General features: G+C 67.5%; 23 protein-coding genes and 1 pseudogene. 17 read left to right on the top strand and 7 right to left on the bottom strand.

Going from position 1 to position 24,309, the window contains the following annotated elements; translation table 11 throughout:
• The 3 genes from ADBZ5N_RS03350 to arfC form a co-directional block, all read left to right on the top strand.
• A partial coding sequence (locus ADBZ5N_RS03350; RefSeq protein ID WP_526256065.1) for an OmpA family protein occupies nucleotides 1-365 on the top strand: 365 nt, incomplete at its 5' end.
• A 12-nt stretch (nucleotides 366-377) separates the two neighbouring features.
• Nucleotides 378-533 (top strand): channel accessory protein ArfB, encoded by a 156-nt coding sequence (gene arfB / locus ADBZ5N_RS03345; RefSeq protein WP_526256064.1) that lies wholly within the window; start codon nucleotides 378-380, stop codon nucleotides 531-533.
• Nucleotides 533-1,132, top strand: coding sequence for a channel accessory protein ArfC, sunset domain variant (gene arfC, locus ADBZ5N_RS03340; RefSeq protein ID WP_526256063.1), 600 nt, complete (start codon nucleotides 533-535; stop codon nucleotides 1,130-1,132). The genes arfB and arfC overlap by 1 nt, the downstream gene beginning before the upstream one ends.
• Here arfC and ADBZ5N_RS03335 read toward each other — a convergent pair.
• Both ADBZ5N_RS03335 and prrA read right to left on the bottom strand, forming a co-directional pair.
• Entirely contained in the window at nucleotides 1,129-2,466 is a 1,338-nt protein-coding gene (locus ADBZ5N_RS03335; RefSeq protein WP_526256062.1) for a HAMP domain-containing sensor histidine kinase, read from the bottom strand. The two genes, arfC and ADBZ5N_RS03335, sit on opposite strands and share 4 nt — an antisense overlap.
• A gap of 31 nt (nucleotides 2,467-2,497) precedes the next feature.
• Nucleotides 2,498-3,250, bottom strand: coding sequence for a two-component system response regulator PrrA (prrA, locus tag ADBZ5N_RS03330; protein ID WP_526256072.1), 753 nt, complete (start codon nucleotides 3,248-3,250; stop codon nucleotides 2,498-2,500).
• Between the two features lie 116 nt (nucleotides 3,251-3,366).
• Between prrA and ADBZ5N_RS03325 the strand changes: the two genes are divergently transcribed.
• The 4 genes and pseudogenes from ADBZ5N_RS03325 to ADBZ5N_RS03310 all read left to right on the top strand — a co-directional run.
• Nucleotides 3,367-5,343 carry an ABC transporter ATP-binding protein gene (locus tag ADBZ5N_RS03325; protein ID WP_526256061.1) on the top strand — a complete coding sequence of 659 codons (1,977 nt, stop codon included), beginning with the start codon at nucleotides 3,367-3,369 and terminating at the stop codon, nucleotides 5,341-5,343.
• A 2-nt stretch (nucleotides 5,344-5,345) separates the two neighbouring features.
• Entirely contained in the window at nucleotides 5,346-7,175 is a 1,830-nt protein-coding gene (locus ADBZ5N_RS03320; RefSeq protein ID WP_526256071.1) for an ABC transporter ATP-binding protein, read from the top strand.
• A gap of 51 nt (nucleotides 7,176-7,226) precedes the next feature.
• Nucleotides 7,227-8,315 carry a PE-PPE domain-containing protein gene (locus tag ADBZ5N_RS03315; RefSeq protein WP_526256060.1) on the top strand — a complete coding sequence of 363 codons (1,089 nt, stop codon included), beginning with the start codon at nucleotides 7,227-7,229 and terminating at the stop codon, nucleotides 8,313-8,315.
• Nucleotides 8,316-8,348: 33 nt separating this feature from the next.
• Nucleotides 8,349-8,978 (top strand): annotated as a pseudogene (locus tag ADBZ5N_RS03310) (phosphoribosyltransferase); the annotation flags it as partial.
• A 95-nt stretch (nucleotides 8,979-9,073) separates the two neighbouring features.
• Here the strand turns inward: ADBZ5N_RS03310 and ADBZ5N_RS03305 are convergent.
• Nucleotides 9,074-9,445, bottom strand: a complete 372-nt coding sequence (locus ADBZ5N_RS03305; protein WP_526256059.1) for a DoxX family protein — start codon at nucleotides 9,443-9,445, stop codon at nucleotides 9,074-9,076.
• Nucleotides 9,446-9,525: 80 nt separating this feature from the next.
• On the opposite strand from ADBZ5N_RS03305, the gene ADBZ5N_RS03300 reads away from it, so the two are divergent.
• From ADBZ5N_RS03300 to ADBZ5N_RS03265, 8 genes are all read left to right on the top strand, one after another.
• Nucleotides 9,526-9,852 (top strand): DoxX family protein, encoded by a 327-nt coding sequence (locus tag ADBZ5N_RS03300; RefSeq protein WP_526256058.1) that lies wholly within the window; start codon nucleotides 9,526-9,528, stop codon nucleotides 9,850-9,852.
• A 51-nt stretch (nucleotides 9,853-9,903) separates the two neighbouring features.
• Nucleotides 9,904-10,635, top strand: a complete 732-nt coding sequence (locus ADBZ5N_RS03295) for an enoyl-CoA hydratase (RefSeq protein ID WP_526256057.1) — start codon at nucleotides 9,904-9,906, stop codon at nucleotides 10,633-10,635.
• Nucleotides 10,635-11,804 (top strand): MBL fold metallo-hydrolase, encoded by a 1,170-nt coding sequence (locus tag ADBZ5N_RS03290; protein WP_526256056.1) that lies wholly within the window; start codon nucleotides 10,635-10,637, stop codon nucleotides 11,802-11,804. Before ADBZ5N_RS03295 ends, ADBZ5N_RS03290 begins: the two co-directional genes overlap by 1 nt.
• 5 nt (nucleotides 11,805-11,809) lie before the next feature.
• The gene (locus tag ADBZ5N_RS03285) at nucleotides 11,810-13,384 is read left to right on the top strand and encodes a serine hydrolase domain-containing protein (protein ID WP_526256070.1); all 1,575 of its coding nucleotides are present in this window, start codon (nucleotides 11,810-11,812) and stop codon (nucleotides 13,382-13,384) included.
• The gene (locus ADBZ5N_RS03280) at nucleotides 13,381-15,786 is read left to right on the top strand and encodes an HAD-IC family P-type ATPase (RefSeq protein WP_526256055.1); all 2,406 of its coding nucleotides are present in this window, start codon (nucleotides 13,381-13,383) and stop codon (nucleotides 15,784-15,786) included. Before ADBZ5N_RS03285 ends, ADBZ5N_RS03280 begins: the two co-directional genes overlap by 4 nt.
• Nucleotides 15,787-15,864: 78 nt before the next feature.
• Entirely contained in the window at nucleotides 15,865-16,182 is a 318-nt protein-coding gene (locus ADBZ5N_RS03275; protein ID WP_526256054.1) for a hypothetical protein, read from the top strand.
• A 6-nt stretch (nucleotides 16,183-16,188) separates the two neighbouring features.
• A complete protein-coding gene (locus ADBZ5N_RS03270) occupies nucleotides 16,189-16,644 on the top strand; it encodes a type II toxin-antitoxin system Rv0910 family toxin (protein WP_526256053.1) in 456 nt (151 codons plus the stop codon).
• Nucleotides 16,641-17,549: an amidohydrolase family protein gene (locus ADBZ5N_RS03265; protein ID WP_526256052.1), complete on the top strand. Its 909-nt coding sequence runs from the start codon at nucleotides 16,641-16,643 to the stop codon at nucleotides 17,547-17,549. The genes ADBZ5N_RS03270 and ADBZ5N_RS03265 overlap by 4 nt, the downstream gene beginning before the upstream one ends.
• Here the strand turns inward: ADBZ5N_RS03265 and ADBZ5N_RS03260 are convergent.
• Nucleotides 17,530-19,254, bottom strand: a complete 1,725-nt coding sequence (locus tag ADBZ5N_RS03260) for an NAD-binding protein (RefSeq protein WP_526256051.1) — start codon at nucleotides 19,252-19,254, stop codon at nucleotides 17,530-17,532. The genes ADBZ5N_RS03265 and ADBZ5N_RS03260 overlap by 20 nt on opposite strands.
• Before the next feature lie 75 nt (nucleotides 19,255-19,329).
• On the opposite strand from ADBZ5N_RS03260, the gene ADBZ5N_RS03255 reads away from it, so the two are divergent.
• Both ADBZ5N_RS03255 and ADBZ5N_RS03250 read left to right on the top strand, forming a co-directional pair.
• Entirely contained in the window at nucleotides 19,330-19,746 is a 417-nt protein-coding gene (locus ADBZ5N_RS03255) for a hypothetical protein (RefSeq protein ID WP_526256050.1), read from the top strand.
• Between the two features lie 135 nt (nucleotides 19,747-19,881).
• Nucleotides 19,882-20,517, top strand: a complete 636-nt coding sequence (locus ADBZ5N_RS03250) for an LpqN/LpqT family lipoprotein (RefSeq protein WP_526256049.1) — start codon at nucleotides 19,882-19,884, stop codon at nucleotides 20,515-20,517.
• On the opposite strand, the gene ADBZ5N_RS03245 is transcribed toward ADBZ5N_RS03250, so the two are convergent.
• From ADBZ5N_RS03245 to ADBZ5N_RS03235, 3 genes are read right to left on the bottom strand one after another with little or no spacing between them, the layout of a single operon-like run.
• Entirely contained in the window at nucleotides 20,486-21,367 is an 882-nt protein-coding gene (locus ADBZ5N_RS03245; RefSeq protein WP_526256069.1) for a winged helix-turn-helix transcriptional regulator, read from the bottom strand. The two genes, ADBZ5N_RS03250 and ADBZ5N_RS03245, sit on opposite strands and share 32 nt — an antisense overlap.
• A gap of 59 nt (nucleotides 21,368-21,426) precedes the next feature.
• Nucleotides 21,427-22,977: a carotenoid oxygenase family protein gene (locus tag ADBZ5N_RS03240; protein ID WP_526256068.1), complete on the bottom strand. Its 1,551-nt coding sequence runs from the start codon at nucleotides 22,975-22,977 to the stop codon at nucleotides 21,427-21,429.
• Nucleotides 22,978-22,989: 12 nt separating this feature from the next.
• A complete protein-coding gene (locus ADBZ5N_RS03235) occupies nucleotides 22,990-24,216 on the bottom strand; it encodes an acetyl-CoA acetyltransferase (protein WP_526256048.1) in 1,227 nt (408 codons plus the stop codon).
• Nucleotides 24,217-24,309 lie beyond the last annotated feature (93 nt).

Raw genomic sequence — 24,309 nt, 5'->3', positions numbered from 1 at the left:
CTTCGTGCGACAACCTGCAGGCTGACATCATCGCCGCGCTGCGCTCGCCGATCGCCTACCAGACCGAAGGTTCCGGCCTGACCGCTGGCAGCCAGACCGAGTTGACCGCAGTCGCGGCCGCCATCAAGGCCTGCCCGCAGGCAAAGGTCACTGTCGTCGGCCACACCGACAACACCGGTGATGACGAGGTCAACGTCCCGTTGAGCAAGAGCCGGGCCGAGTCGGTCGCCGATTACCTTGTTTCCCAGGGAGTTCCGGCCGGTTCGGTCACCGCCGAGGGCGCCGGGTCGTCCCGGCCGGTCGCGGGTAACGACACCGCCGACGGCCGGGCGCAGAACCGACGCACCGAGATCATCGTCAACTAGGGGAGTATCGAAATGGGTTTCCTGGCGCAGTGGTTGTGGTATCTGCTGGCATTCCTGGTCGGTTCGGGTGTGGCGTGGGTAATCACCGTCCTGACCATTCACCGGACCAGCAGCGAGCAGGCCATCGCCGACCTGCCCGCCGGCTCCCGCGAGATCGGAGCACTGTGATGCGCGACGTCAACGGGTGGCTGCTGGCGTTCTCCTTCCTGTTGGGTCTGCTGCTCACTTTCGCGATGATGATCCGGCGGGTCACCCGTGAGGTCCCGGTCAACGGCGCGGGCCCCGAGCGGACGGTTCCGGCGAAGGCGAGTGCCGCGACGATGCCTCTGGCCGGCGCTGTCGAGAAGGTCGAGAAGGGCGAGAAGGGCGAGAATGCTGCCCGGGACATCGTCGTCAAGGCCGACGACATCCTGGAGAAGGACCCGTACGGCACCGGCTCGGTCCGGGTCTCAGCCCGCACCGTTGCGCCGGTCGGCTACACCATCAAGGGCGACAAGGACACCGGCCTCTTTTTTAGCCCGGACAGCCCGCAGTATGCGGCGATCGAAGCCGAGGTGTGGTTCGCCAACGAGGAAAGCGCCGCCAAGGCCGGCTTCCTGCGCTGGGATGGCACGGGCGTCGAGAAGCCCGCAGCCACTGTGATCAGCGAACAACAGGCACCTGTGGGGGACGCCTCTTTGGTGGTCGTGGAAAGCGGCTCAGGGGAAGTCGATTCGGCGCTGCGGATCGTCTACGGCACCGAGGACGAGGAGCCCCGGCGCGGCTAGTGCGGCGGAGGAAGGCGAAGCACCAACCGCGCTCCACCCAGGGGGCTGTCTTCCAATACAGCGGTGCCGCCATGGATTTCAGCCTGCTGTGCCACCAGCGCCAGCCCCAGGCCTGATCCCGAACGCGACGCGGTGGACCCGCGGGCGAACCGGCCGAAGACCGATTTTCGTTCGCTCTCGGGCACTCCTGTCCCGTTGTCGTCCACCGCGATCTCAACTCCGTCGCGTGACGTGACCGCCGACAACCGCACTTTTGTGGCACCACCATGCTTGACGGCGTTGGCGATCGCATTGTCCACGGCCAGGCGCAAGCCGGCGGGCAGTCCGATGATGATGCACGTCGGCGACGGCGTCAGCGACACCTCAAGTTCGGGGTACACCCGCATCGCGTCGTGGGCGGCCCGATCCAGCAGTTCGGTGATGTCGACGGGGACCTGGTCGGCGGCGGTGGACAATTCGCCCTGGGCCAGCCTCTCCAGGGCGCCCAGCGTGGCCTCGATCCGGCTCTGGGTCCGGATGACGTCGCCGATCACCTCCTCACGCTGCTCGGCGGGCAGGTCGAGGGTGGACAGCACCTCCAGGTTGGTCCGCATCGCGGTCAGCGGTGTGCGCAGCTCGTGCGCCGACACCGCTGCGAAGTCCCGGGCCGAGGCCAGCGCGGCCTTGGTGCGGTCCTGCTCGGTCCAGATCCGCTCCAGCAGACCCTTGAGTGCCTCACCGATCTCGACGGCCTCGGTGGCGCCGCTGACGTCGACGTCGGGAGCCACATCGCCGGCGTCGATCGCCCGGGTCTGCTGGGCCAGTCGGCGCAGTGGCCGGACCGCGAACGCTGCCAGCAACCAGCCCAGGACCGCTGCGGCACCGATGGCGAAGCCACAGATGATCAGCACCCGCCGGTGCAGGTTGTTGGTGTCGGCGATGGTGTCGTCGTAGGTCGCGCCGACCTGCAGCGTGGTGGGCGGCTCGGGGTAGGGGATCACCACGGTGCGAACCCGGTAGCGCACCCCTTCCAGCACGATGGTGGCGTAGTCCGAATCCACCTCCGGCAGCACCACGTCGGAGTTCGACCGCACCTCCGCGCCGCGGTGCACCGTGATCACCACATCGGCGACGTTCGGTGACGGCGGAATCTGCTCCAGACCACGCGGCACGAACGGCACCGCGAAACCGGCCGCCTCATCGAGTCGGCGGTCGAGCCGTTCGAGCCGGTCGTTGGTGATGCCGATCCAGACGATGGTGCCGACGATCGTCACCACGATCGCCGCGCCGATCGCCGTCGCGAACGCCACCCTGGTTCGCAGGGACGGGGTGCGGCGGACGATCCGCGACAACATCAGCGGGCCGGAATCGCCGCGGGCGCTGGGCTCATTGGGTCCGCAGAACGAAACCGACTCCGCGCACGGTGTGCAGCAGGCGGGGTGCTCCGCCGGCTTCCAGTTTGCGCCGCAGGTAGCCGATGAAGACGTCCACGACGTTGGTGTCGGCGGCGAAGTCGTAGCCCCACACCAACTCCAGCAGTTGCGCCCGGCTCAGCACCGCGGTCTTGTGCTCAGCCAGCACCGCCAGCAGGTCGAATTCACGTTTGGTGAGGTCCACGTCGACGCCGTTGACCCGGGCCCGCCGGCCCGGAATGTCGACCTCCAGTGGGCCCACCTGGATGGTTTCGGAGGAGAACGTCGCCGTCGCCCCGCGGCGGCGCAGCAGAGCTTTGACCCGGGCCACGAGTTCGGCGAGCACGAACGGTTTGACCAGATAATCATCGGCGCCGGCCTCCAGACCCGCCACGCGGTCGTCGACCGAACTGCGGGCCGACAGCACACAGACCGGAACGTCGTTGTCCATCGCGCGCAAGGCGGTCACCACGCTGACTCCGTCGAGCACCGGCATGTTGATGTCGAGCACGATCGCGTCCGGGCGGGTTTCGGTGGCGCTGCGCAACGCCTCTGCACCGTCCACCGCGGTCGAGACCTCAAAGCCCGACAGTCGAAGCCCACGTTCCAGCGACGCGAGCACGTCCGGGTCGTCATCGACGACGAGGACGCGGGGAGACGCTCCCGAAGCCCCGGAAGCCCCCGAGCCCCCCGATGACGTCCCCGAAGACGACCCCGAAGACGACATAGCGCTGTCCATGACCCCATAGTGCCGGATGGACGGGTATACGGACGGGAGGCGTGGCCGTGCCCGGCCCACCGCTGCCACTACGTTGGCCGTAGACGAACGCGAGGAGGCATGCGGTGGCGGACGGTGTTCCCGCGGTGTCCATCGCCGCCCGCCCGGCGCGCCGCCGCGGAGTCTCCGATCTGGTGCGTCTGCTGCCCTACCTGAAGCCCTACCGGGTGCGTTGGATCGCCATGATCGTGGTCGCCGTCATCAGCCTGGTGGCCACCGTCGCGATTCCGTTGATGACCAAGGCGGTCATCGACGGGCCGGTCCGCAACCGCGATCCGCACGGTCTGTGGGTGCTGGGCTCGGCGGCGGTCGCCGTCGGGGTGGCCGAGGCGTTGCTGTGGTTCATCCGCCGCTGGCTGGTCTCCCGCGCCACCATGGGTGTGGAAGCCGACATCCGCAAGGACCTCTACGCCCGGCTGCAGATCCTGCCGATGTCATTTCACGGTCGCTGGCAGTCCGGTCAGCTGTTGTCACGGATCATGAATGACCTCAACACGATTCGCCGCCTCCTGTCGTATGGGTTGATCTTCTTTATGCTCAACATCCTGCAGATCGGCGTGGTCACGGCGATCCTGCTGGCGATGTACTGGCCACTGGGGGTGGTGGTGCTGGTCTCGGTGATACCGGTCACCGTCACCATGCTGCGCTTCGAGCGCACGTTCACCCGACTCTCCCGCGCCGCCCAGGACGAAGCCGGCCACGTCGCCACCCACGTCGAGGAGGCGGCACTGGGTGTGCGGGCGGTGAAGTCCTTCGGCCGGGAGGAGTACGTCTTCGACCGGTTCGACCGGCAGGCGAAAAACCTGCACGACACCCAGATTCGCAAGGTCGCGGTTTCGGCGAAGTTCTGGACCCTGCTGGAGGTCATTCCCAACCTCACCCTGATCATCGTGCTGGGACTCGGCGCCTACGCCGCCGGCCGGGGTCTGCTTACCCTGGGGACGCTGGTGGCCTTCATCACCATGATGCTCTCGCTGGTGTGGCCGATCGCCTCACTGGGTTTCCTGCTGTCGATGACTCAGGAAGCCATGACCGCCGCCAACCGGATCGCCGAGATTTTCGACGCGCCAACCGAAATCACCGACGGACCCCGGCCAGAGGCACCCCAGGGCGGCCGATTGGAGTTCGACGACGTCGGCTTCCGGTTCCCGCCGGCTGATGAGTCCGATGATGACGGCAGCTGGGTGCTGCGCCACGTCACAGCCACCGTCGAACCGGGGCAGACACTGGCCCTGGTCGGTGCTACCGGATCGGGGAAGTCGGTCCTTGCTGCGCTGCTGCCCCGGCTTTTCGACGTGACCGAGGGCGCCATCCGGATCGACGGCGTCGACATTCGCGAGTTGACCCTGCCGGCGCTGCGCAGCACCGTCGCCGTGGCGTTCGAAGACCCGACACTGTTCTCCATGTCGGTGGCCGAGAACCTGGTGCTGGGGCGGCCGCCGCAGAATCCGGCCAGCGACGCCGAGATCGCCCGGGCCGTCGACATCGCCGCCGCGCAGTTCGTCTACGACCTGCCGTTCGGTTTGCAGACCCGAATCGGTGAGCAGGGTATGAGCCTGTCCGGCGGCCAGCGGCAGCGGCTCGCGCTGGCCCGGGCGATCCTGGCCCAGCCGAGGGTGCTGGTACTCGACGACACGCTCTCGGCGTTGGATGTGCACACCGAAGCCGCCGTCACCCGGGCACTGCGGGAGGCGCTGGCCGGGGTCACCGCGGTCGTGGTGGCCCATCGGGCCTCCACCGTCCTGCTCTCCGACCGGGTCGCACTGCTTGACACGGTGTTCGACGACGGGGCCGACGACGGGGCCGTCACCCACACCATCACCCACATAGGCACCCATGAGGAACTTCTCGCCGTGGTTCCCCGCTATCGGCATCTGCTGGCCGCCGATGACGACCTCGACGACGGTTCCCAACCCCGGCCCTGCTGGGAGGACGACACCGCCCGCCGGCAACTGCAGGACGCCTACGAGGAGGCCGTGGAGCAGCGCCAGACAGCCCTGCGCTCGGCCGGTTACGCAGCCTCCGAAGGCGACCTGCGGTGAGCGTGGATCCGTCCGGCGGCGGCGGCTCCTGGCGGGGCCGGTTCGACGAACAACCCGATGACCTGCCGATCGACGAGGGAATACCCCGGGGAAGCGAGGCCCGGGCGCTGCTGGCGGATCTGCTGCGGCCCTATCGGTCGGCTCTGCTGATCCTCGCTGCGGTCGTGATCGTCGAAAACGTTGCGCGGCTGGCGATCCCACTGATGGTCAAGCGCGGTATCGATCAGGGGATACCGCCGCTGCTGGCCGGAGGGCCGGCGCGGGAACTACTGGTGGTGGTGGCCGCACTCGCCGCCCTGGTGGCCGTGCAGGCCGTCAGCCGGATGACCTTCCTGCGGGCCTCGGGGCGGATAGGTCAGCAGGTGCTGCTGGAGTTACGCCGGCGGTTGTTCCGCCATTTCGGCCGCCTGGACATCGCCTTCCACGACCGCTACACCTCCGGGCGGGTGGTGAGCCGCTCGACCAACGACGTCGAAGCCATCCAGGACATGCTGGAAACCGGGTTCGACTCGCTGGTGACCGCAGTGCTCACCCTGGCCGGCACCTCAGTCCTGTTGGTGTTCCTCGACGTGCGCCTCGGCCTGCTCTGCCTGGCGGCCTTCCCCATCCTGATCCTGCTGGTGCGATGGTTCGCCATCGAGTCGGCCAAGACCTACCGCAGGGTCCGAGAGAGCGCGGCGCTGGTGATCGTCCAGTTCATCGAGACGATGACCGGAATCAAGGTCGTGCAGGCCTACCGCCGCGAAACCCGCAACGCCGAGATCTTCAATGAAGTCGCCGACGACTACCGCGACGTCAACGAACACACCTTCCGCCTGCTGGCCATCTTCATGCCCGCGGTCAAACTCGTCGGCAACCTCACCACCGGGATGGTGCTGCTGTACGGCGGCTACCGGGTCCTGCAAGACCAGATGACCATCGGCACCCTGACCGCCTTCCTGCTTTACCTACGGATGTTCTTCGAACCCATGCAGGAGATCTCGCAGTTCTTCAACACCTTCCAGTCGGCGTCATCGGCGCTGGAGAAGATCGCCGGTGTGCTGGCCCAGCGGCCGCGAATCGCCGACCCGGCCGAGCCGGTCCGGCTCGACGCGGTGCGCGGCGACGTTGCCCTGAGTGAGGTCACCTTCGGCTACCTGCCCGGCTATCCGGTGCTGTCCGGGATGACCCTGACCGTGCCGGCCGGCCAGACCGTGGCCCTGGTCGGCACCACCGGCGCCGGCAAAACCACCATCGCCAAACTGATCGCGCGGTTCTACGACCCCGACCGCGGCTCGGTCACCCTCGACGGCGTCGATTTGCGCGCGCTGTCCCAGGCCGAACTGCGCCGCCACGTGGTGATGGTGACCCAGGAGAACTTCCTGTTCTCCGGTACGGTCGCCGACAACATCCGGTTCGGGCGGCCGGAGGCGACCGACGCGCAGGTACGGGCCGCTGCCGAGGCGGTCGGCGCCGACGAGTTCATCACCGCTCTACCCGACGGCTACGACACCGACGTCGCCAAGCGCGGTGGCCGGCTGTCCGCCGGACAGCGCCAACTCGTCGCGTTCGCCCGGGCGTTCCTCGCCGAACCTGCGGTGCTGATCCTCGACGAGGCCACCTCATCGCTGGATATCCCCAGTGAACGTCTGGTGCAGCGGGCGCTGCGCAGCGTCCTGGCCGACCGCACCGCTCTGATCATCGCCCATCGGCTGTCCACCGTCGCGATCGCCGACCGGGTGCTGGTAGTGGAGCAGGGTCGCATCGTCGAGGACGGCACCCCCGCCGCACTGATCGACGCCGATGGCCGGTACGCGGCGTTGCACCGTGCGTGGATCGATTCGCTGGCCTGACGGCGACCGTTGACTTCGCCGAGGGTACGGCGGTTTGCTATCGTCAGCCTGATGGGGGGGAATACCCGGTTTTTGCGTTGCCTGGTGGTGACGGTCGCGGTCGCCGGGGCGGCCGCGCTGGTGTGTGCTTCCCCCGTTCCCGCCCCCGCCTCCGCCTCCTCCGACACCGCGCTGTGGGTGCGGGGCGCCGCACGGGTCGAAATCCCGATCGCCGATGTGCTGAAGCGGATACCGCCGGGTTACGCGCTGAAACAGGTCGACTATCCGGCCGGGCTGTGGCCGTGGACCGGGTTCGATACCGCGACCGGCGCGCAGTCCATCGCCGTCGGCGTTCCGGCTCTTGATCAGGCGATTCAGGCCAGCCAAAGTCAGGGCCGGACCCTGGTGATCGGGGAGTCGCTCGGTTCGCTGGTCGTCGACCAGCAGTTACGCGATCTGGCCGGCCGTCCGGATGCGCCGGACCCCGCGACGGTGCGATTCGGAGTGGTCGCTGCTCCGGCCCGGCCCGGCGGGCTGCTGTCGTACCTGCCGGTCGGAACGTATGACCCACTGACCGGAACCAGGGTCAAGCCGGTTCCGGAGACGCCGTACGACGTCACCGTTCTCAAACTGCAGTACGACGCCATCGCCAGTTGGCCGGATCGACCCTGGCATCTGCTGGCGGTCCTCAACGCGATCGCCGGCAGCATCCTCTACCACGGAACAGACCACTACGGGAACGCCGCCCAAGACGTCATGAACGGCAGGGTGCCGCCGGAGCACATCACCGCCACCGTCAACTCCCTCGGGGGCGTCACGACCACCTACACGGTGCAGCAGAACCCCGCGTTCCTGCACCAACTCGAGCCGATATTCCCCGAAGCGGTGGCCGCGGTTAACAAACTGCTGACCCCGATCATCAATCTGGGGTACTCAGAACTCACCCCGGACGCCGGGCCGCATCTGGCTCCCGGCGGGCAACTCGTCGACAAGAACGGCCGGGCGGTCTTCCCGCTTCCGGCCGCCCAACACCGGACACCACGAGCCCTGCCGTCGGCCGCCGCCGTGGCCGCTTCCCCGCCGGCCGGCACGCGGAGAGCCAAGGCCGCGTCACCGTCCGATCGGGGGCCGGTGTCTACCCGGGTTCGTTCCTCCCAATAGACCGTCCCCACGCAGGCGCGGAACAATCGACCCATGAGGCGATTCGCCGATCGGTTCGCGGCCGGCCGCTACCTGGCCGCCGCGCTGCAGGGTTACCGGGGGCGTGACGTGGTGGTGCTCGGCCTGCCGCGGGGCGGGGTCCCGGTGGCGGCCGAGGTGGCCCACGCGCTCGGCGCTCCGCTGGATGTCCTGGTGGTGCGCAAACTCGGGGTGCCCTACCAACCGGAACTGGCCTTCGGCGCGATCGGTGAAGGGCAGATCCGGGTGCTCAACCACGCCGTGCTCAGGCGCACCGGGCTTGAGCCCGGCGAGGTGGCCGCCGTCGAGGAGGCCCAACGGGCCGAATTGAACCGGCGGGTCGAGACCTACCGCGGCGGCAGGCCCGGGCTACCCCTGTCGGGACGGGTGGCGCTGATCGTCGACGACGGATTCGCCACCGGCGCGACCGCCCGGGCCGCCGCCCTGGTGGCCCGCGCACAGGGTGCGCAGACCGTCGTGCTGGCCGCCCCGATCGGCGCTTCCGACACCGTCACCGCTCTGCGTGAGGTCGCCGACGACGTGGTGTGCCTCGGGGCCCCGACCGGGTTCGCTGCGGTCGGGCAGGGCTACGACGACTTCAGTCAGACATCCGATGCGCAGGTCTGCGCCCTGCTTACCGCGGCGCAGGATCGGCGGTCGTAAACCGCCAGGTAAGGCTGCCTTGCTGTGGGGAGTGGCGCTACTGAGAATGTTGCGCTGTGGGGGGTGGGGGAACTGGTTCAGTTCAGTAGGAAAATGGCCACCGACATGAGCAGTACGGCCAGCGCCGGCAGAGACTTGGACAGCGGGTCTTTGACCTTCGCGTGCATGACCAACGCTCCTACCATCAACGCCGCGACTACCGCAGCGGGCAGTCGGACGAGGCCGGGAAACCAGATGCCCGCAATGAGGAGCACCCCTGATACGACCTTCAGTCCACCGACGAGGTAGAAGGTCCAGTCGGGCAGACCGTAAACGGCGAACTCTTCTTTCAGTGACCCCGCTGTGCCACCGCGGTAACTCGTCGAGGAGCGGGCTCGCACCAGCCAGACGTTGAGAAGCCCCAGACCGACGATGACCTGAAGTATGTTGGAAATCCATTGACCTGACATGGGCGCCCTTGCTGCCGAGTGGTGTGATGTGGACGATAACCGATCGGAGCCCCATGGGGATGCTCTACCAGGCGCTAAAAGTGGCGTCGATTGTCGCGTTTCTCTACTACGGCCTGAGTGTGCTCTTCGCAAACGCGATGGTGAATGAGTTCGAACGTTACGGAATGGCCAGATTCCGCAAGCTGACCGGTGTCCTCGAGGTCGCCGGAGCCCTCGGACTGCTCGCCGGGTACTTCGTTCCCGGCCTGACCATCGCGGCCGCTGGCGGCCTGAGCTTACTCATGGCACTCGGGGTGGGTATCCGCTTCCGCTCCGGCGACTCGGCAGTCGACGCGCTCCAGGCCTTCGGCATGTTGCTGGTCAATCTCTTCATCTTCGTCTACGCCTGGAAATCCGCGGCCGGTTAGCGCTGCTGGCGTCGTGGTCGCCTCGCAAACCGGCCAGTAGGCTTGGGTTCCATGATCGGTATCGAGCGAGTCGGTGATGTCACCACCATCGAGCTCCGCCGCCCGGAACGGCGCAATGCACTGAACTCCGAACTGGTCGACACGCTGCGCGAGGCGGTGGCCAAGGCCGCGACTGATGATGTCCATGCCATCGTTCTTACCGGGGCGGGCACCGTCTTCTGCGCAGGCGCGGACCTCTCCGGCGACGTGTTCGCGGCCGACTTCCCGGACAAGGCCATCGCGCTGAACAAGGCCATCGACGCTGTTCCGGTTCCGGTGATCGCCGCCGTCAACGGCCCGGCGATCGGTGCGGGTGTCCAGCTGGCCATGGTCTGCGACTTGCGGGTGGTCGCTCCCGGCGCCTACTTCCAATTTCCGATCGCCAAATACGGCCTGGCCCTAGACAACTGGAGTATCCGGCGGCTGGCCTCACTGGCCGGTCACGGGCGTGCCAGGGGTATGTTGCTGGCCGCCGAGAAGCTCGACGCCGACACCGCGATGATGACCGGAATGGCCAACCGCATCGGCACCCTCGCCGATGCCCAGGCCTGGGCGGCGGAGATCGCCGGGTTCGCCCCGCTGTCCCTGCGGCACTCCAAGCGTGTGCTCAACGACGATGGTGCCTACGAGGAGCAGGGTGATGTGCACAAGAGCCTTTTCGACCGCGCGTGGGGAAGTCAGGATGTGATCGAGGCTCAGGTCGCGAGGATTGAGAAGCGCGCCGCGAGGTTTCAGGGAGCCTGATGCCTGGCCTGCCTGACGTGTCGGCGCTGCTGCCCGGCGCAAAGACCGCACTGCGGCTGGCGGGAGCCACTGCATCGCTGGCGGCCGGCGGATGGCTGCTGCAAGCGCTGCGAGGCACCCCAGCCGCGCTGGGCGCCAGCCCGGCTGCGATCCACGCTGTTGCGGCGGGTTCGGCCAACTATCGGGACGGGGAGTTCCACAACCTCGAGCCGTCGTCGGCTTTCACCCTCGAAGCCGAAGAGAACCGTCTGATCCTTTTCGAGTTGTTTGCGGGGCGCTCGCAAACCCTGCCGAAAGCCGACATTCCGCTGGCCGATGCCCGGCCGAACGCGACCGCCGGACCGCTGTCGGTCACCTGGCTGGGGCACGCCACCGCGCTGGTGGAGATCGACGGCTTCCGGCTGCTCACCGACCCGGTGTGGAGCCAACGCTGCTCGCCGTCGCAGAACATCGGGCCCCGGCGGCTGCATCCACCACCGGTGCCGCTCGAGGCGCTTCCGGCGGTGGATGCCGTGGTCATCAGCCACGATCATCATGACCATCTCGACATGGACACCATCCGAGCGCTGGCGCGCGCGCAGCGGTCCATGTTCGTGACCCCGCTGGGAGTGGGAGCGCACCTGCGGGCCTGGGGTGTGCCGTCCTCGCGTGTCGTCGAACTGGACTGGGGCTCGAGCTACACCCACGACGGGCTCACGCTGACCTGTACACCGGCCCGGCATTACTCCGGCCGGTTCCTGTCCCGTAGCAATACGTTGTGGTCATCGTGGGTGTTCACCGGCCCGCAGCACCGCGTCTATTTCGGCGGCGACACCGGCTACACCGCCAGTTTCGCCGACATCGGCGCCCAGCACGGTCCGTTCGACCTCACGCTGCTGCCGATCGGGGCCTACAACAAGAGTTGGCCGGACATCCACATGAATCCGGAGGAGGCCGTGCGTGCGCACCGCGACCTCAACGGCGCCGACGGGTCCGGATCGCCAACCGGGGGCGTGCTCGTTCCGATTCACTGGTGCACCTTCCGACTGGCCCCGCACCCCTGGGCCGAGCCGGCCGAACGACTGGTCGTCGCGGCGACCGCCGACAACGTCGATATCGCGGTGCCCCGCCCGGGTGGGCGGGTGGTGCCCGCCAGCAACGGTCCGGTCGAGCCGTGGTGGCGGATTTGAGACCGATCGCCGTGGCGCGACGCACCACCGTTGCCGCGCTGGTCGCCGCGGTGACAGCCTGCACGAGCACGGCGCCCGGGCCCGCACCCGCGCCTTCCGGCGAGCCACCGCAACTGGTGCCCGCCGCGGCGTTACCGGACAACGCCGTCGGCAACGCTGTCGCCCAACTCGACCGCATCGCCGCGGAGTTGATGACCGAATCCGGCATACCGGGTATGGCGGTCGCGGTGGTGCACGGCGGCAAAACCGTCTACGCCAAAGGGTTCGGGGTCCGCGACAGCCGGACATCGGAGGAGGTCGACGCCGACACCGTTTTCCAACTGGCCTCGTTGTCCAAGCCGATCGCCGCCAGCGTGGTGGCCCAGCAGGTCGGAACCGGCGCCATCGGGTGGTACACCCCGATCGTGGAGAAGCTTCCGTGGTTCGCGCTGTCCGACCCGGCGGTGACCCGCATGCTCACCGTTGCCGATCTCTTCGCGCATCGCTCCGGGCTGCCCGACCATGCCGGCGACCTTCTCGAAGACCTGGGCTATGGCCGCGGCGCGGTGTTGGAACGGCTGCGATTCCTGCCCCTCGGACAGTTCCGAACGTCCTACGCCTACACCAACTTCGGGGTAACCGCGGCTGCCGAGGCGGTCGCCGCCGCCGCCGGGAAATCCTGGGAGGACCTCACCGACGAGGTGCTCTACCGTCCGCTGGGCATGGGATCGACCAGTTCCCGGTTCGCCGACTATCGGGACCGCGCCAACAAGGCCGTCGGGCACGTCCGCGCACCGGGCAGTTCAACCAACACCTACCAACCGCGCTACACCCGTAATCCGGACGCCCAATCCCCGGCCGGCGGGGTCAGCGCCTCGGTCAACGACATGACCCGTTGGCTGGCGATGATCCTCGCCGACGGCAGCCACAACGGAACCTCCATCGTGGATCCGGAAGCGCTGTTGCCCGCGCTGACCCCGCAGATGGTGTCCAGTCCGCCGACTGAGCCGGCGATGCGGTCCGGCTTCTACGGCTACGGTTTCAACGTCAGTACTTCCGCTGCGGCGCGGATGCAGTTCAGCCACTCCGGTGCGTTCGCATTAGGCGCCGCAACGAATTTCGTCATCATCCCTTCGGCCGACGTCGCGATCGTGGCCCTCACCAATGCCACCCCGGTCGGGGTTGCCGAGACGCTCACCGCCGAGTTCACCGACCTGGTGGAGTTCGGCGAGGTACGCGAGAACTGGCGGGCTCTTTACGCCGAGGCCTTTGCCGGAATGGATCGCCCTTTCGGCGAGTTGGTGGGCAAGGGGGCACCGACGGAACCATCCCCGCCGCGTCCGCTACGGTCCTACGCCGGCAGCTACGCCAACGACTACTGGGGCTCAGCCACGGTCGGCGAAGCCGGCGGCGCGCTGACTGTCTCGGTGGGCCCGCGCCCGGACGTCTATCCGCTGAAACATTGGGACGGAGATCTTTTCGTGTTCGATGTCACCAGCGAAAACGCACCGGCTGGCAGCGTTTCGAAGGCCGTATTCGACGCTGACCGGCTCACACTGGAGTACTTCGACGCCGACAAGATGGGAACATTTTTCCGATGAGCGTGAGTATCGCCAGCGGTCTCACCGATGCCGAGGTCGCCGCCCGGATCGCCGAAGGCAAAACCAACGATGTGCCCAGTCGCGCTTCGCGCAGTGTCGGTGAGATCGTGCGGGCCAACGTGTTCACCCGAATCAACGCCATCCTCGGGGTACTGCTGCTGATCGTGCTGGCCACCGGCTCGCTGATCAACGGTTTGTTCGGGCTGCTGATCATCGCCAACAGCGCCATCGGCATCATCCAGGAACTGCGAGCCAAGAAGACCCTGGACAACCTGGCGATCGTCGGGCAGGCCAAGCCCAAGGTCCGCCGCCAGTCCGGTACCGCTGAACTGCTGCCCAACGAGGTGGTCCTCGACGACATCATCGAACTGGGCCCCGGCGATCAGATCGTCGTCGACGGCGAACTGCTGGAAGCGGCCACCCTGGAGATCGACGAGTCGCTGCTCACCGGCGAGGCCGATCCGATCGCCAAGTCCGACGGCGACCAGGTCCTGTCCGGCAGCTTCGTGGTGGCCGGCGCCGGCGCCTATCGGGCCACCAAGGTCGGCCGAGAGGCCTACGCGGCCCGGCTGGCCGAAGAGGCCAGCAAGTTCACCCTGGTGAAATCCGAACTGCGCAACGGAATCAACAAGATCCTGCAGTTCATCACCTACCTGCTGATCCCCGCCGGGCTGCTCACCATCTACACCCAACTTTTCCTGACCGGCGTCGGCTGGCGGGAGTCGGTGCTGCGAATGGTCGGCGCACTGGTTCCCATGGTCCCCGAAGGCCTGGTCCTGATGACCTCGATCGCGTTCGCGGTCGGGGTGGTCCGATTGGGCCGCCGGCAGTGCCTGGTGCAGGAACTGCCCGCCATCGAGGGCCTGGCGCGGGTCGACGTGGTCTGCGCCGACAAGACCGGCACCCTCACCGAAAACGGTATGCGACTCTCCGAAGCCAAGACGCTGGACGAAGTGAGCCCCGAGCAGGTTGCGGCGGTCCTGGCCGCCCTGGCCGCCGACGATTCCCGCCCCAACGCGAGCATGCAGGCCATCGCCGAGGCCTATCCGCAGGCACCCGGGTGGACCGCCACCGCGACGGCACCGTTCAAGTCGGCCACGAAGTGGAGCGGCACCTCCTTCGCCGATCAGGGGAGTGACCGCGGCAACTGGGTGATCGGTGCCCCAGATGTGTTGCTCGAACCCGGGTCCCCGGCCGCCGCCGAGGCCGAGGAGATCGGCGCACAGGGTCTGCGCGTACTGCTGCTGGGGTCCTCGGACCGCAGCGTCGACAGCGCCGACGCTCCGGGGCGAGTGACCCCGGTCGCCTTGGTGGTCCTCGAGCAGCGGATTCGCCCCGATGCCCGGGATACGCTGGATTACTTTGCCTCCCAGCATGTCTCGGTCAAAGTGATATCAGGTGACAACGCGGTGTCGGTCGGCGCGGTGGCCGGTTCGCTGGGGCTGCACGGACAGACCATGGATGCCCGGGAACTGCCCACCGAGGCCGATGCTCTGGCCGAGACCATGGCCAACTACACCACCTTCGGCCGGGTTCGCCCGGATCAGAAGCGGGCCATGGTGCACGCCCTGCAGTCCCGCGACCACACCGTCGCCATGACCGGTGACGGTGTCAACGACGTGCTGGCCCTCAAAGACGCCGATATCGGGGTGGCGATGGGTTCCGGCAGCCCGGCCTCCCGGGCGGTGGCCCAGATCGTGCTGCTGGACAACAAGTTCGCCACCTTGCCCTACGTCGTCGGCGAAGGGCGCCGGGTGATCGGCAACATCGAACGGGTCTCCAATCTGTTCCTCACCAAGACGGTCTATTCGGTTCTGCTGGCCCTGCTGGTCGGCGTGGGCGGCCTGGCCTCCCACCTGCTGGGCACCGATCCCCTGCTGTACCCGTTCCAGCCCATCCACGTGACCATTGCGGCCTGGTTCACCATCGGCATCCCGGCCTTCATTTTGTCGCTGGCGCCCAACAACGAGCGGGCCAGAACCGGGTTCGTCCGCCGGGTGATGACCGCCGCCCTGCCCGCCGGCGCGGTGGTCGGGCTCTCCACCTTCATCTCCTACCTGCTGGCCTACCCGGGCCGCGACGGCACCACGGCGCAGCAGACCCAAGCCTCCACGGCGGCGTTGATCACCCTGTTGATCGGGGCGATCTGGGTGCTGGCGGTGGTAGCGCGGCCCTATCAGTGGTGGCGGATCGCGCTGGTTGCCGGGGCGGCGGTCGGCTACCTGGTGATTTTCGCTCTGCCGATAGCCCGGGAGAAGTTCATGCTGGACCCCTCCAACTCGGCGGTCACGGGCCGGGCCGTCATGATCGGTCTGGTGGCCGCGGTGTTGATTGAGGTCTCCTGGTGGGTTCAGGGCCGGGTTCTGGGGGAACCGAGGGTGCTGTGGCGGGCCAAAGACTAGGTGCGTAAATTGACCCGGGGAGCGTCGTCCGGTGTCCGGATGGCGACCTTTCCACCAAAACCACGAAAGGGTGAATACATGTCGTTATTCGACAAGGCCAAGGAAGCTCTCGGCGACGCCAAGGAGGCCGTCAGCGACAAGTTCGAGCAGGCCAAGGAAGCCGTCGGCGAGACCGTCGACAAGGCCCAGGACGTGGCCCACAACGTCGCCGACAAGGCCTCCGACGCGGCCGCCAACGCCAAGGACGCCGTCGCCGACAAGTTCGCCGACGCCAAGGAGGCCGTTACCGGCGCCGCCGAGAACGTCGCTGACGGAGCCAAGGATGTGGCGGACAAGGTCGCCGACAAGGCTGCCGACGTTGCCGATAAGGTCGACGGCCAGGTCGACGGCCGCTGAGTCTCGATGGCGAAGGTCTCGGTCTCCGTAGACGTTCCGCTATCCCCTGAGGAGGCGTGGCAACACGCATCCGACCTTTCCCGGTACTCCGAATGGCTCACCATTCACCGGGTCTGGCGGTCCAAGCTGCCGGAGAGCCTCGACAAGGGCTCCGTCGTGGAGTCCATTGTCGAGGTCAAAGGCATGCCCAGCCGGATCAAGTGGACCATCGTGCACTTCAACCCACCGGAGGCCATGACACTCAACGGCATCGGCTCCGGCGGGGTGAAGGTCAAGCTGATCGGTAAGGTCCGTCCGAACCCCCGGGCCGCTGACGGGGACGGGGCCGCCTCGATCGTCACCATGGACGTTCACCTCGGCGGCCCCGCCCTGTTCGGTCCCATCGGCATGGTGGTGGCGGCGGCACTGCGCGGGGATATCCGCGCATCGCTGAACAACTTCGTGTCGGTTTTCGCTTCGTGAGCCCGTCGGGGCGTTACGAGTGTGGCGTCGACGTCGACAGGATCGACGCGATCGACATCCACACCCATGTTGAGATCGACTCCGCCGGGCAGTGTGCCTACGACCCGGTGCTGGCCGAGGCCACCGGCCGCTACTTCAAACTCGGGCCCGATCACTTCGCCCGGGTCGATGCCCTCGCCGAGCATTACCGCACCCACAACACCGCGGCGGTGGTGTTCACCATCGACGCCGCCACCGCGTCCGGGCACCGCGGCAATTCGGTCGAGGAATTGATCGAAGGCGCGGCCCGCAACAACGACGTGCTCATCCCGTTCGGCTCAGTGGACCCGTGGGCCGGGGCCGATGCGGTGCGCCGGGTGCACGAACTTGTCGCGGATTACGGGGTCCGGGGATTCAAGTTTCATCCGAGCCTGCAGGGTTTCGAACCTAACCAACGGCAGTTCTATCCGATCTACGAGGCGATCGCCGCGGCCGGTGTGCCAACGTTGTTCCACACCGGTCAGACCGGCCTGGGTTCTGCCCTGCCCGGCGGGCACGGGATCAAGCTGCGCTACTCCGATCCGATGCTGCTCGACGATGTCGCCGCGGACTTCCCGGACCTGACGATTGTGATGGCGCATCCGGCGGTTCCGTGGGTCGACTCGCAGATCGCGATCGCCTCGCACAAGGCCAACTGCTATGTCGACCTGTCTGGGTGGTCGCCGAAGTACTTCCCGCCCCAACTCGTCCGGGCAATCGCCCGGCAGTTGAAAACCAAGGCGCTGTTCGGCACCGACCATCCCTACATCACCCTGGAGCGGTGGCGGCGGGACTTCGAGACCCTCGACGTCGATCCCGCGGTGATCCCGCTGATCCTCAAGGGCAACGCGGTGCGGGTACTGGGCCTCAGCGCAGACCGTCGGTGAGACCGAGGCCCTCGGCGATGCTTGTCGGCGGCCGCACCCTTTGCGGGTGGCTGTTACGGCCCTTCCGCAGCGTCTGGAGCAGTTCGTGGTAGGGGCCTACCAAATAGGCGGTGTCACCGGCCTGCAGTTCGGCGTCCCGCCGCGGATACACATCGGCGGCGGCATCGTCACGTTCGACGGCGATCACCCGGGTCTGGGTCGACAGCTGCTCAATCCGCATCCCGTCCAGTCGGCTGCCCGGTTGCACCAGGACTCCGCCCACCATGAATGACTGCTGACCCACAGAGAAGGTGCCGAGGACGTCCAGGCCCATCGCCGCACCGACGAACCAGGGCGTGGCCAGGTCGACGGTAGAGCGGACGTGGTTGAAGTCAAACCGGTGACCCACGGCGGCACCGAGGGCCTTACCGTAGATCCGCAGGACGACCCGGGTGCGCGACGGCGCCGAGGCACCGCCCATCTCGCGCACCACGAGGCCGGTCTCGATGTTGACCATGTCATCCTCGGTCAACACCGCGACGGCACGGGCTTGGTCGGCGCGCGCCGCGGCCAGTGTGGTGCGCTGGGTGGCGTCCCCGATGATCACCGGCAGGCGCAACTCCTCGGCCGCCGGGAGATAGCGGTTGCCCTCATTGCTTTCGATGACGGCCACCGGGTACCCGGCGTCCTTGAGCATGCCGGCTACCCGGATACCGAATGATCCCAGGCCGACCACCACGAAATGCCCGTGGAGGTGGCTGACCCGCTGCCGGTTGGCAGCCTGGGACAGCCGCCGGGACAGCAGCACATCGGCGACAAAGGCGACGATCACGGAAATCATCGCGATGCCGCTGAGCATCATCACCACGCCCCACAGCCGAAGCCACAGCGCCTGACCGAGGAAGTTGAAATCGCCGTAGCCGACGGTGGTGAGCGTCTCGGTGGCGAAGGACAACGCGTCCACCCACCCCATGTCCGGCCGGAAGGCGAACCGCAGAATCAACGTCGACCCCACCAGCATGGCCACCGCGATGCCCAGGGCACGGTAGAACATCGGGTTGAGGTCCTCGAGGAACGCCCGCGCGCCGTCGAAGGCCCGCACCGGCGGCGACCGGTGCCACGGACCGCCGCCGTCAACACCGACCTGCAGTCCCTGGGCGCTCAGTTCCTCCGCGCGGCCCATGATGGTGATGCTGTCTCCCAGGCGAACCTCGTCGTCGAGGCGTGGACAGGCGATCACCTCGCCGGGCTGTGCGGCGTGATCGCCGCGGATCACCGCGACCGGGGCGAGGCGTCCGTAGATTTCGCGCAGCGTGCCGTCCCGCGGGGCGGAGTCGGTGGCGACGACGAAGTCGACACCTGCGGCCCGGATGGTGTGCGCGGTCCGGCCCAGCAGCGCCTCCACCACCGACGGGGCGGCCAGATCGGCGACATCGAGGACCGCGCCGTCGCCGATGCTGTCTCTCATGGCCTGATGCAAAACGCTGTTCGCCAGGCGCGCCACCACCCGCACCGCCGGATTGGCCTGCCGGGCCAGCAGCGCCACCTCCAGGTTGACCGAGTCATCCGGGGAGGCGGCGATCACCGCGTGGGCGGCGGCGACGCCGGCCGCCTCCAGTTCCGGTGCAGAGTTCAGCGCAACCACCGACAACTCGTCATCCCTCAGTTCGCCGATGATCCGCTTCGCGAGCGCATCGTCCCCGCAGACGATGATGTGATCGCGCATGGCCAAACGCTACTGCGAAACCGCTCCCGGGTGGCGATTGAGCCACGAAGGCGGCGCTGGCGTTAGGGTCGTACGGTGGCACACGTGCGGCCCGGCTGGCTGGTGGCCTTGTTCGCCGCCGGGCTGTCGATCAGCGCCTGGTTGCCGTGGCTGAGCGGGGACGGCGGTGGCCGGGCCAGTGCGATCGGCGGCACCCTCGGCAGCATGCCGTTGCCGCCGCGGTTCGGTGCCGGCCAGCTGATCGTGCTGCTGTCCTCGGTGCTGATCGTGCTCGGGGCGATCGTGGCCCGCGGCCTGTCCCGGGCAGTGGTGGCTGCTGCGGCGGCGGTGGTGGTCTCAACTTTGGTGGCGGTGTTGACGTGGTGGTACTTCCACTCCTATGCCGTGCCGCCGGTTTCCGTCGGCTACGGCTTCTACGTCGGCGCGGTCTGCGCGGCCGCGACGCTGGCCTGCTCGATCTGGGCGCTGGTGTCCTGCCGGCTCAACGCCTGACCCCGCCCCAACCGGCCATGCGTCAGACTTCGCCCACGCCGCGCCGGTAAGCCAGGCCGGCCATGCGTCAGACTTCGCCCACGCCGCGCCGGTAAGCTAGGCCGGTTGCCTGCGGAGCCGCACGAAGGGAAATTCATGCGTACAGTGACCGGCCCTGCCCGGGCGGCAGCGGCAGCCGGGGTGGCGGTCGCGCTGGTGATGTCGGCCGCCGGATGTTCCGGCAACAAGCCCAGCGCCGAGAAGTGCCAGACGGTGTCCGCGCCGCTGACCGACATTCCGAGCCGGACCGACCAGGAGCCCAAACTGCGCATCCCGGTGCCGGAAGGCTGGGAGCGCAGCACCCAGATGGACTCCGAGCAGATCCGGTTCGCGATCCGCAGCCCGAAACTGGCCGCCGACGGATTCGTCCCCAACGCCGTGGTGACCCTGCAGAAGGCGCCCACCGACCTGGGGAAGCCGGAGCAGATTCTGCAGGCGCAGACAGATCAGCTGACCAAGAAGCTCAACCTGACCGATGTTGCGTCCACCCCGAGGAAGGTGTGCGGTGCGCCTGCGTTGTCCTCCACCTACACCACCCCGGAGATCAAACTCGGCAGCAAGCTGCCGTCGGTACCGGCCCGCAAGGCCGCCTCGCTCGGCACTGTTTACCGTGGCGATGACGCCAACTACGTGGCGACGGTGACGGTGCAGACCGTCAAGGCCGACGACAAGACCTACGTCGCCGACTCCGAGACGATCCTCAACGGATTTCAGATTCTGCCGCCGAAGTGACGCCCACCCCGGCGCCGGTCAGTCGGTCGTCGCACTGATCGCAGGCCAGTTCGCCGGTGAAGAATTGACCGCAGTCGCGGTGGCGCATAACGATGGCCGGTCCCTCGGGAGCGCAAAACCATCGTTGAGCCCACTGCACGGCGGTTACCAGGATGGGGAAGAACGCCCGACCTTTGTCGGTCAGCAGATAGCATCCCCGTTCGCCCGCGCTGGTGTGCAGGTCTCGGCGCAGCACTCCGATCTCGCAGAAGGTGTGCAGCCGCTGGGTCAACAGACTTGGTGGCGCGCCGAGTTGACATTGCAGGTCGGTGAATCGGGTTCCACCGAGGGACGCCGCCACCAGTAGCGCTGCGGCCCAACGGTTTCCGAGCACCGACATGGTCTCGCTGAACAGGCCCGCCTGCCGGTCGGTGCTCTGCGACTCCGAGCGCCGCCGGGTTGCCGACGCTGGTGCCGACCGCTCCCAGCTTCCGCTGGGGCCGAGGGCCAGGGCGATGCTGTCCGGCCCCACCGAATGCCGGCAGTACGTGCAGCGCAGCACCGGGGAGAATGACCGTCCGCACCGATGGTGGCGCATGTCGGGCAGTCGGTCGGCGTGCTCGGGAACCCAACGGCGTTCCCACTCCCAGATCAGCAGCAGCAGCGGCCACAGGGATCGGCTCCGGGCGGTGGGCAGGTAGCCGCCGTCGGCCTGGGTCAGCAGTCCCTGATCTACCAGGCTTCGTAGCCGGTTGGTCAGCACGGCGTGCGAAATCGGCAGCCGGGAAACGAAATGTCCGTATCGGGTGGCGCCCATGACGGACTGCTGAACGATCAGCAGGCTCCATTCGTCGCCAAGCACACCCAGCATCCGGCCGATCGCGTTGGTGTCGCCGGGGGACAGCGCTGTCGGAACGTCGGCGGTGATCACTAGAGCCCGACGGCGGCCGCCGCGGTGTCGGTCTCCCGCCAGCGGCGAAGCTCCGAGCCCGCCACCCACGTCGAGTGCGTACCGCTGGAGATTCGTTCCGGGATTTGGAGTTTGCACACCGGGCCGTCCTCGAGGCGGGCTGCGTCGAACACCAGGCAGTAGGAGGCGTCGTCGTTCATGTCGGTGGTCAGGGTCACCAGATAGCCGTCGTCCTCGGCGCGGCTGCCCACCCGCGGAGCCATCGCGGTTTCGCTGCCGTAGACGCCATCGCCGAAGCTGATCCGCTGCTCGGTACCGGTCTGCACGTCGTGGCGCACCAGTCCGTCGAACAGGAACCAGCCCGGCTTACCGGTAGCCGCGTAAGCGTAGCGATACGGGTCTCCAGCGTGGCCGGCGTTGATCATGCCGAACTCGGAGATGGTGTCGCTCAACGGCTGCTCGGTGGTCGTACCGGTGGTGAGGTTGAACCGCCAGCGGTGCAGGCGGGCCTGCATGCGGTCCAGTGCCAGGAACCGGAAGGCGCGTTGCCACTTGTCTCCGGCGCCGTCGTCGAGCGGATTGGGGTCGCCCTGATAGAAGCCGTCGAGCACGATCTCGTCGCCGTCCTCGTAGGCGTTGGTGAAATGCAGGACGAAAGTCGGGTCGGCCTCGAACCACTTGATGTCTGCCCCGAGGGCAGGAGCGGAGCGACCCGGGGAACCGGCCTGACCTCGGCGCGGGATCACCGCGAACCGCGACGGCATGTCGGAGTAGAAGTGCGGGATGTGCAGATTGCGCTCCAGCAGTTCCGGTTGCCAGAACAGCGGAAAGTCGTTGAGAATGGCGTAGTTTCGGGTGAAGGCCATATCGTGCGGCAGGCGCGGGCCGGGCAGTGGAATGTCGACGTAGTGCACCAGGTCGTTGTTGGCGTCCACCACGCCGTAGTGCAGGTACGGCGCCTGCTTGCTGTAGTTGAAGAACAGCATCTCCCCGGTGCGTTCGTCGACCTTCGGGTGTGCTGAGACGCCCCAGGGGTGTGGGAATGATCCGTTCCAGGTTTCCTTGCCTCGTGTTTCGCCGGTGTAGGGGTCGACCCGGTAGAGGTCTCCGCACTGGTAGAAACTCGTCAGGGCGGTGCCTCGGTGGACCACGACGTCGGTGCTGGAGGAGTCCTTGAGCATGGTGCGGGCACCCCAGCCGTGGTCGGTCTTGGCCAGCGGGATCGGCTCGGCCAGTCCCGGCCACAGCGACTCGCCGGCTTGCTGCTCGGCATCGAAGCCTTCGGTGCGGATGAAGCGGTTGCGGTAGAACGCTTTTCCGTCGCGGAAGCCGACGATGTGCAGCATTCCGTCGCCGTCGAAGGGGTGGTAGAACTTCAGCGCCGGGTGCAGGGGGTTCTCGGTGTTGCGAAGGTAGAGGCCGTCGAGGTCGGCGGGGATTTCGCCTTCGACCGCAGTCAGGTCGTCGGCGCGCCATTCGGTGGTCTGTGGGCGCCACGGGCCGGTGCGGTAGGGGTGGTCATCATCCTCGGGCAGCGTGGACAGGAACTTGCCGACGACGTCAACGTCCATTTCGGGGTCCATTCATGCGGCTTCTCCGGATCCGATGACGAAACTGACTGTGGTGGCAGTACTTCCGCCGATATTCAGGGTTCCGAAACGGCGCGCCCCGTCGATCTGGTAGTCCCCGGCCAGGCCGCTCACCTGCTTGGCGGCGTCGAGCATCATCCGGATGCCGGTGGCCCCGACCGGGTGTCCGCCGCCGATCAGGCCGCCGCTGGGATTGATCGGCAACCGGCCGCCGATCTCGATGTCGCCGTTCTCTATCGCCTTCCACGACTCACCCGGACCGGTCAGCCCGATATGGTCGATCGCCAAATACTCACTGGGCGTAAAGCAGTCGTGTACCTCGAAACCGTCGATGCCGTCTAGACTCACCGCGGCCCGGCCGAAGGCCTCCTGCACGGCGGCCCGGACATGGGGCATCACATAGGGGTTTGCGGCGTCGCGATCGAGTTTCTGGCGCAGGCCCAACCCCACGGTGCGGTGCCCCCAGCCCTCGACCCGTCCGATCGGGCGCACACCGGGATGCTCGGCCAGGAACTCGTCTCCCACTAGGACCACCCCGGCGCCGCCGTCGGTCATCTGGCTGCAGTCGAACCGGCGAATGCGACCCTCGATGCGCGGATTGATCTTGTCGTCGCCGCCATCCGCCGCCAGGTCGGGCACCCGCCAGTCGCGGGTCTGGGCATTCGGGTTGCGCCGGGCGTTGGCGAGGTTCACCGCGGCGATGGCACGCAGATGGGCGTCGTCGATGCCGTAGCGGCGATCGTACTCGTCGGCCACCTGGTTGAACATGAACGGCCACAGGTACTTTGCGTCCTGACCCTCATGCCCGGTCCAGGCCGCCGCACCGAGATGCTGGGCGGCGAGGTCGCCGGGCACCGTCTTCTCCAATTCCAGTCCGAGGACCAGGGCGGTGCGGTAGTTGCCGGCCCGCAGGTCGGCCATCGCCGCCAGTGCCGCAACACTTCCGGATGCGCAGGCGGCATCGTGGCGGGTGGCCGGGGTGTCCCACAGGCCTTCGTGCACGGTGGCCGGCATCGCTCCGAGATGGCCTTGCTGGGCGAACATCTCCCCGAAGGCGTTTCCCACGTGCACCACGTCGATATCGGCGGCATCGATCATGGCTTCGGCAAGTGTGCGGTCGACGATCTCCCGGGTCAGGTTGGCGAAGTCGGCGCCCTCTCGGGTGAGGTTGCGCGCGAAGTCGCTCTGGTAGCCGCCGAGAATCCACACATTGGCCGTCACCGCTCCCAAGTTACTACAACTAACAGAGTGGTCAATGACGGCCGTCGAGCGCATCGATCCCGGTTAACCGAGATCCGGCCGGAAAAGGCGTCT

The sequence above is a fragment of the Mycobacterium sp. genome, from assembly GCF_044370595.1.
Lineage (GTDB): Bacteria > Actinomycetota > Actinomycetes > Mycobacteriales > Mycobacteriaceae > Mycobacterium.
Note: the sequence above shows the minus strand (reverse complement) of the source record. Positions and strands in the feature narration are given on the sequence as shown.

Excerpts from the sequence above, each read along its gene's own strand:
- arfB (WP_526256064.1), top strand. The coding sequence starts at position 378 with ATGGGTTTCCTGGCGCAGTGGTTGTGGTATCTGCTGGCATTCCTGGTC.
- arfC (WP_526256063.1), top strand. The coding sequence starts at position 533 with ATGCGCGACGTCAACGGGTGGCTGCTGGCGTTCTCCTTCCTGTTGGGT.
- ADBZ5N_RS03335 (WP_526256062.1), bottom strand. The coding sequence starts at position 2,466 with ATGTTGTCGCGGATCGTCCGCCGCACCCCGTCCCTGCGAACCAGGGTG.
- prrA (WP_526256072.1), bottom strand. The coding sequence starts at position 3,250 with ATGTCGTCTTCGGGGTCGTCTTCGGGGACGTCATCGGGGGGCTCGGGG.
- ADBZ5N_RS03315 (WP_526256060.1), top strand. The coding sequence starts at position 7,227 with ATGGGGGGGAATACCCGGTTTTTGCGTTGCCTGGTGGTGACGGTCGCG.
- ADBZ5N_RS03305 (WP_526256059.1), bottom strand. The coding sequence starts at position 9,445 with ATGTCAGGTCAATGGATTTCCAACATACTTCAGGTCATCGTCGGTCTG.
- ADBZ5N_RS03295 (WP_526256057.1), top strand. The coding sequence starts at position 9,904 with ATGATCGGTATCGAGCGAGTCGGTGATGTCACCACCATCGAGCTCCGC.
- ADBZ5N_RS03290 (WP_526256056.1), top strand. The coding sequence starts at position 10,635 with ATGCCTGGCCTGCCTGACGTGTCGGCGCTGCTGCCCGGCGCAAAGACC.
- ADBZ5N_RS03280 (WP_526256055.1), top strand. The coding sequence starts at position 13,381 with ATGAGCGTGAGTATCGCCAGCGGTCTCACCGATGCCGAGGTCGCCGCC.
- ADBZ5N_RS03275 (WP_526256054.1), top strand. The coding sequence starts at position 15,865 with ATGTCGTTATTCGACAAGGCCAAGGAAGCTCTCGGCGACGCCAAGGAG.
- ADBZ5N_RS03270 (WP_526256053.1), top strand. The coding sequence starts at position 16,189 with ATGGCGAAGGTCTCGGTCTCCGTAGACGTTCCGCTATCCCCTGAGGAG.
- ADBZ5N_RS03260 (WP_526256051.1), bottom strand. The coding sequence starts at position 19,254 with ATGCGCGATCACATCATCGTCTGCGGGGACGATGCGCTCGCGAAGCGG.
- ADBZ5N_RS03250 (WP_526256049.1), top strand. The coding sequence starts at position 19,882 with ATGCGTACAGTGACCGGCCCTGCCCGGGCGGCAGCGGCAGCCGGGGTG.
- ADBZ5N_RS03245 (WP_526256069.1), bottom strand. The coding sequence starts at position 21,367 with ATGCTGGGTGTGCTTGGCGACGAATGGAGCCTGCTGATCGTTCAGCAG.
- ADBZ5N_RS03240 (WP_526256068.1), bottom strand. The coding sequence starts at position 22,977 with ATGGACGTTGACGTCGTCGGCAAGTTCCTGTCCACGCTGCCCGAGGAT.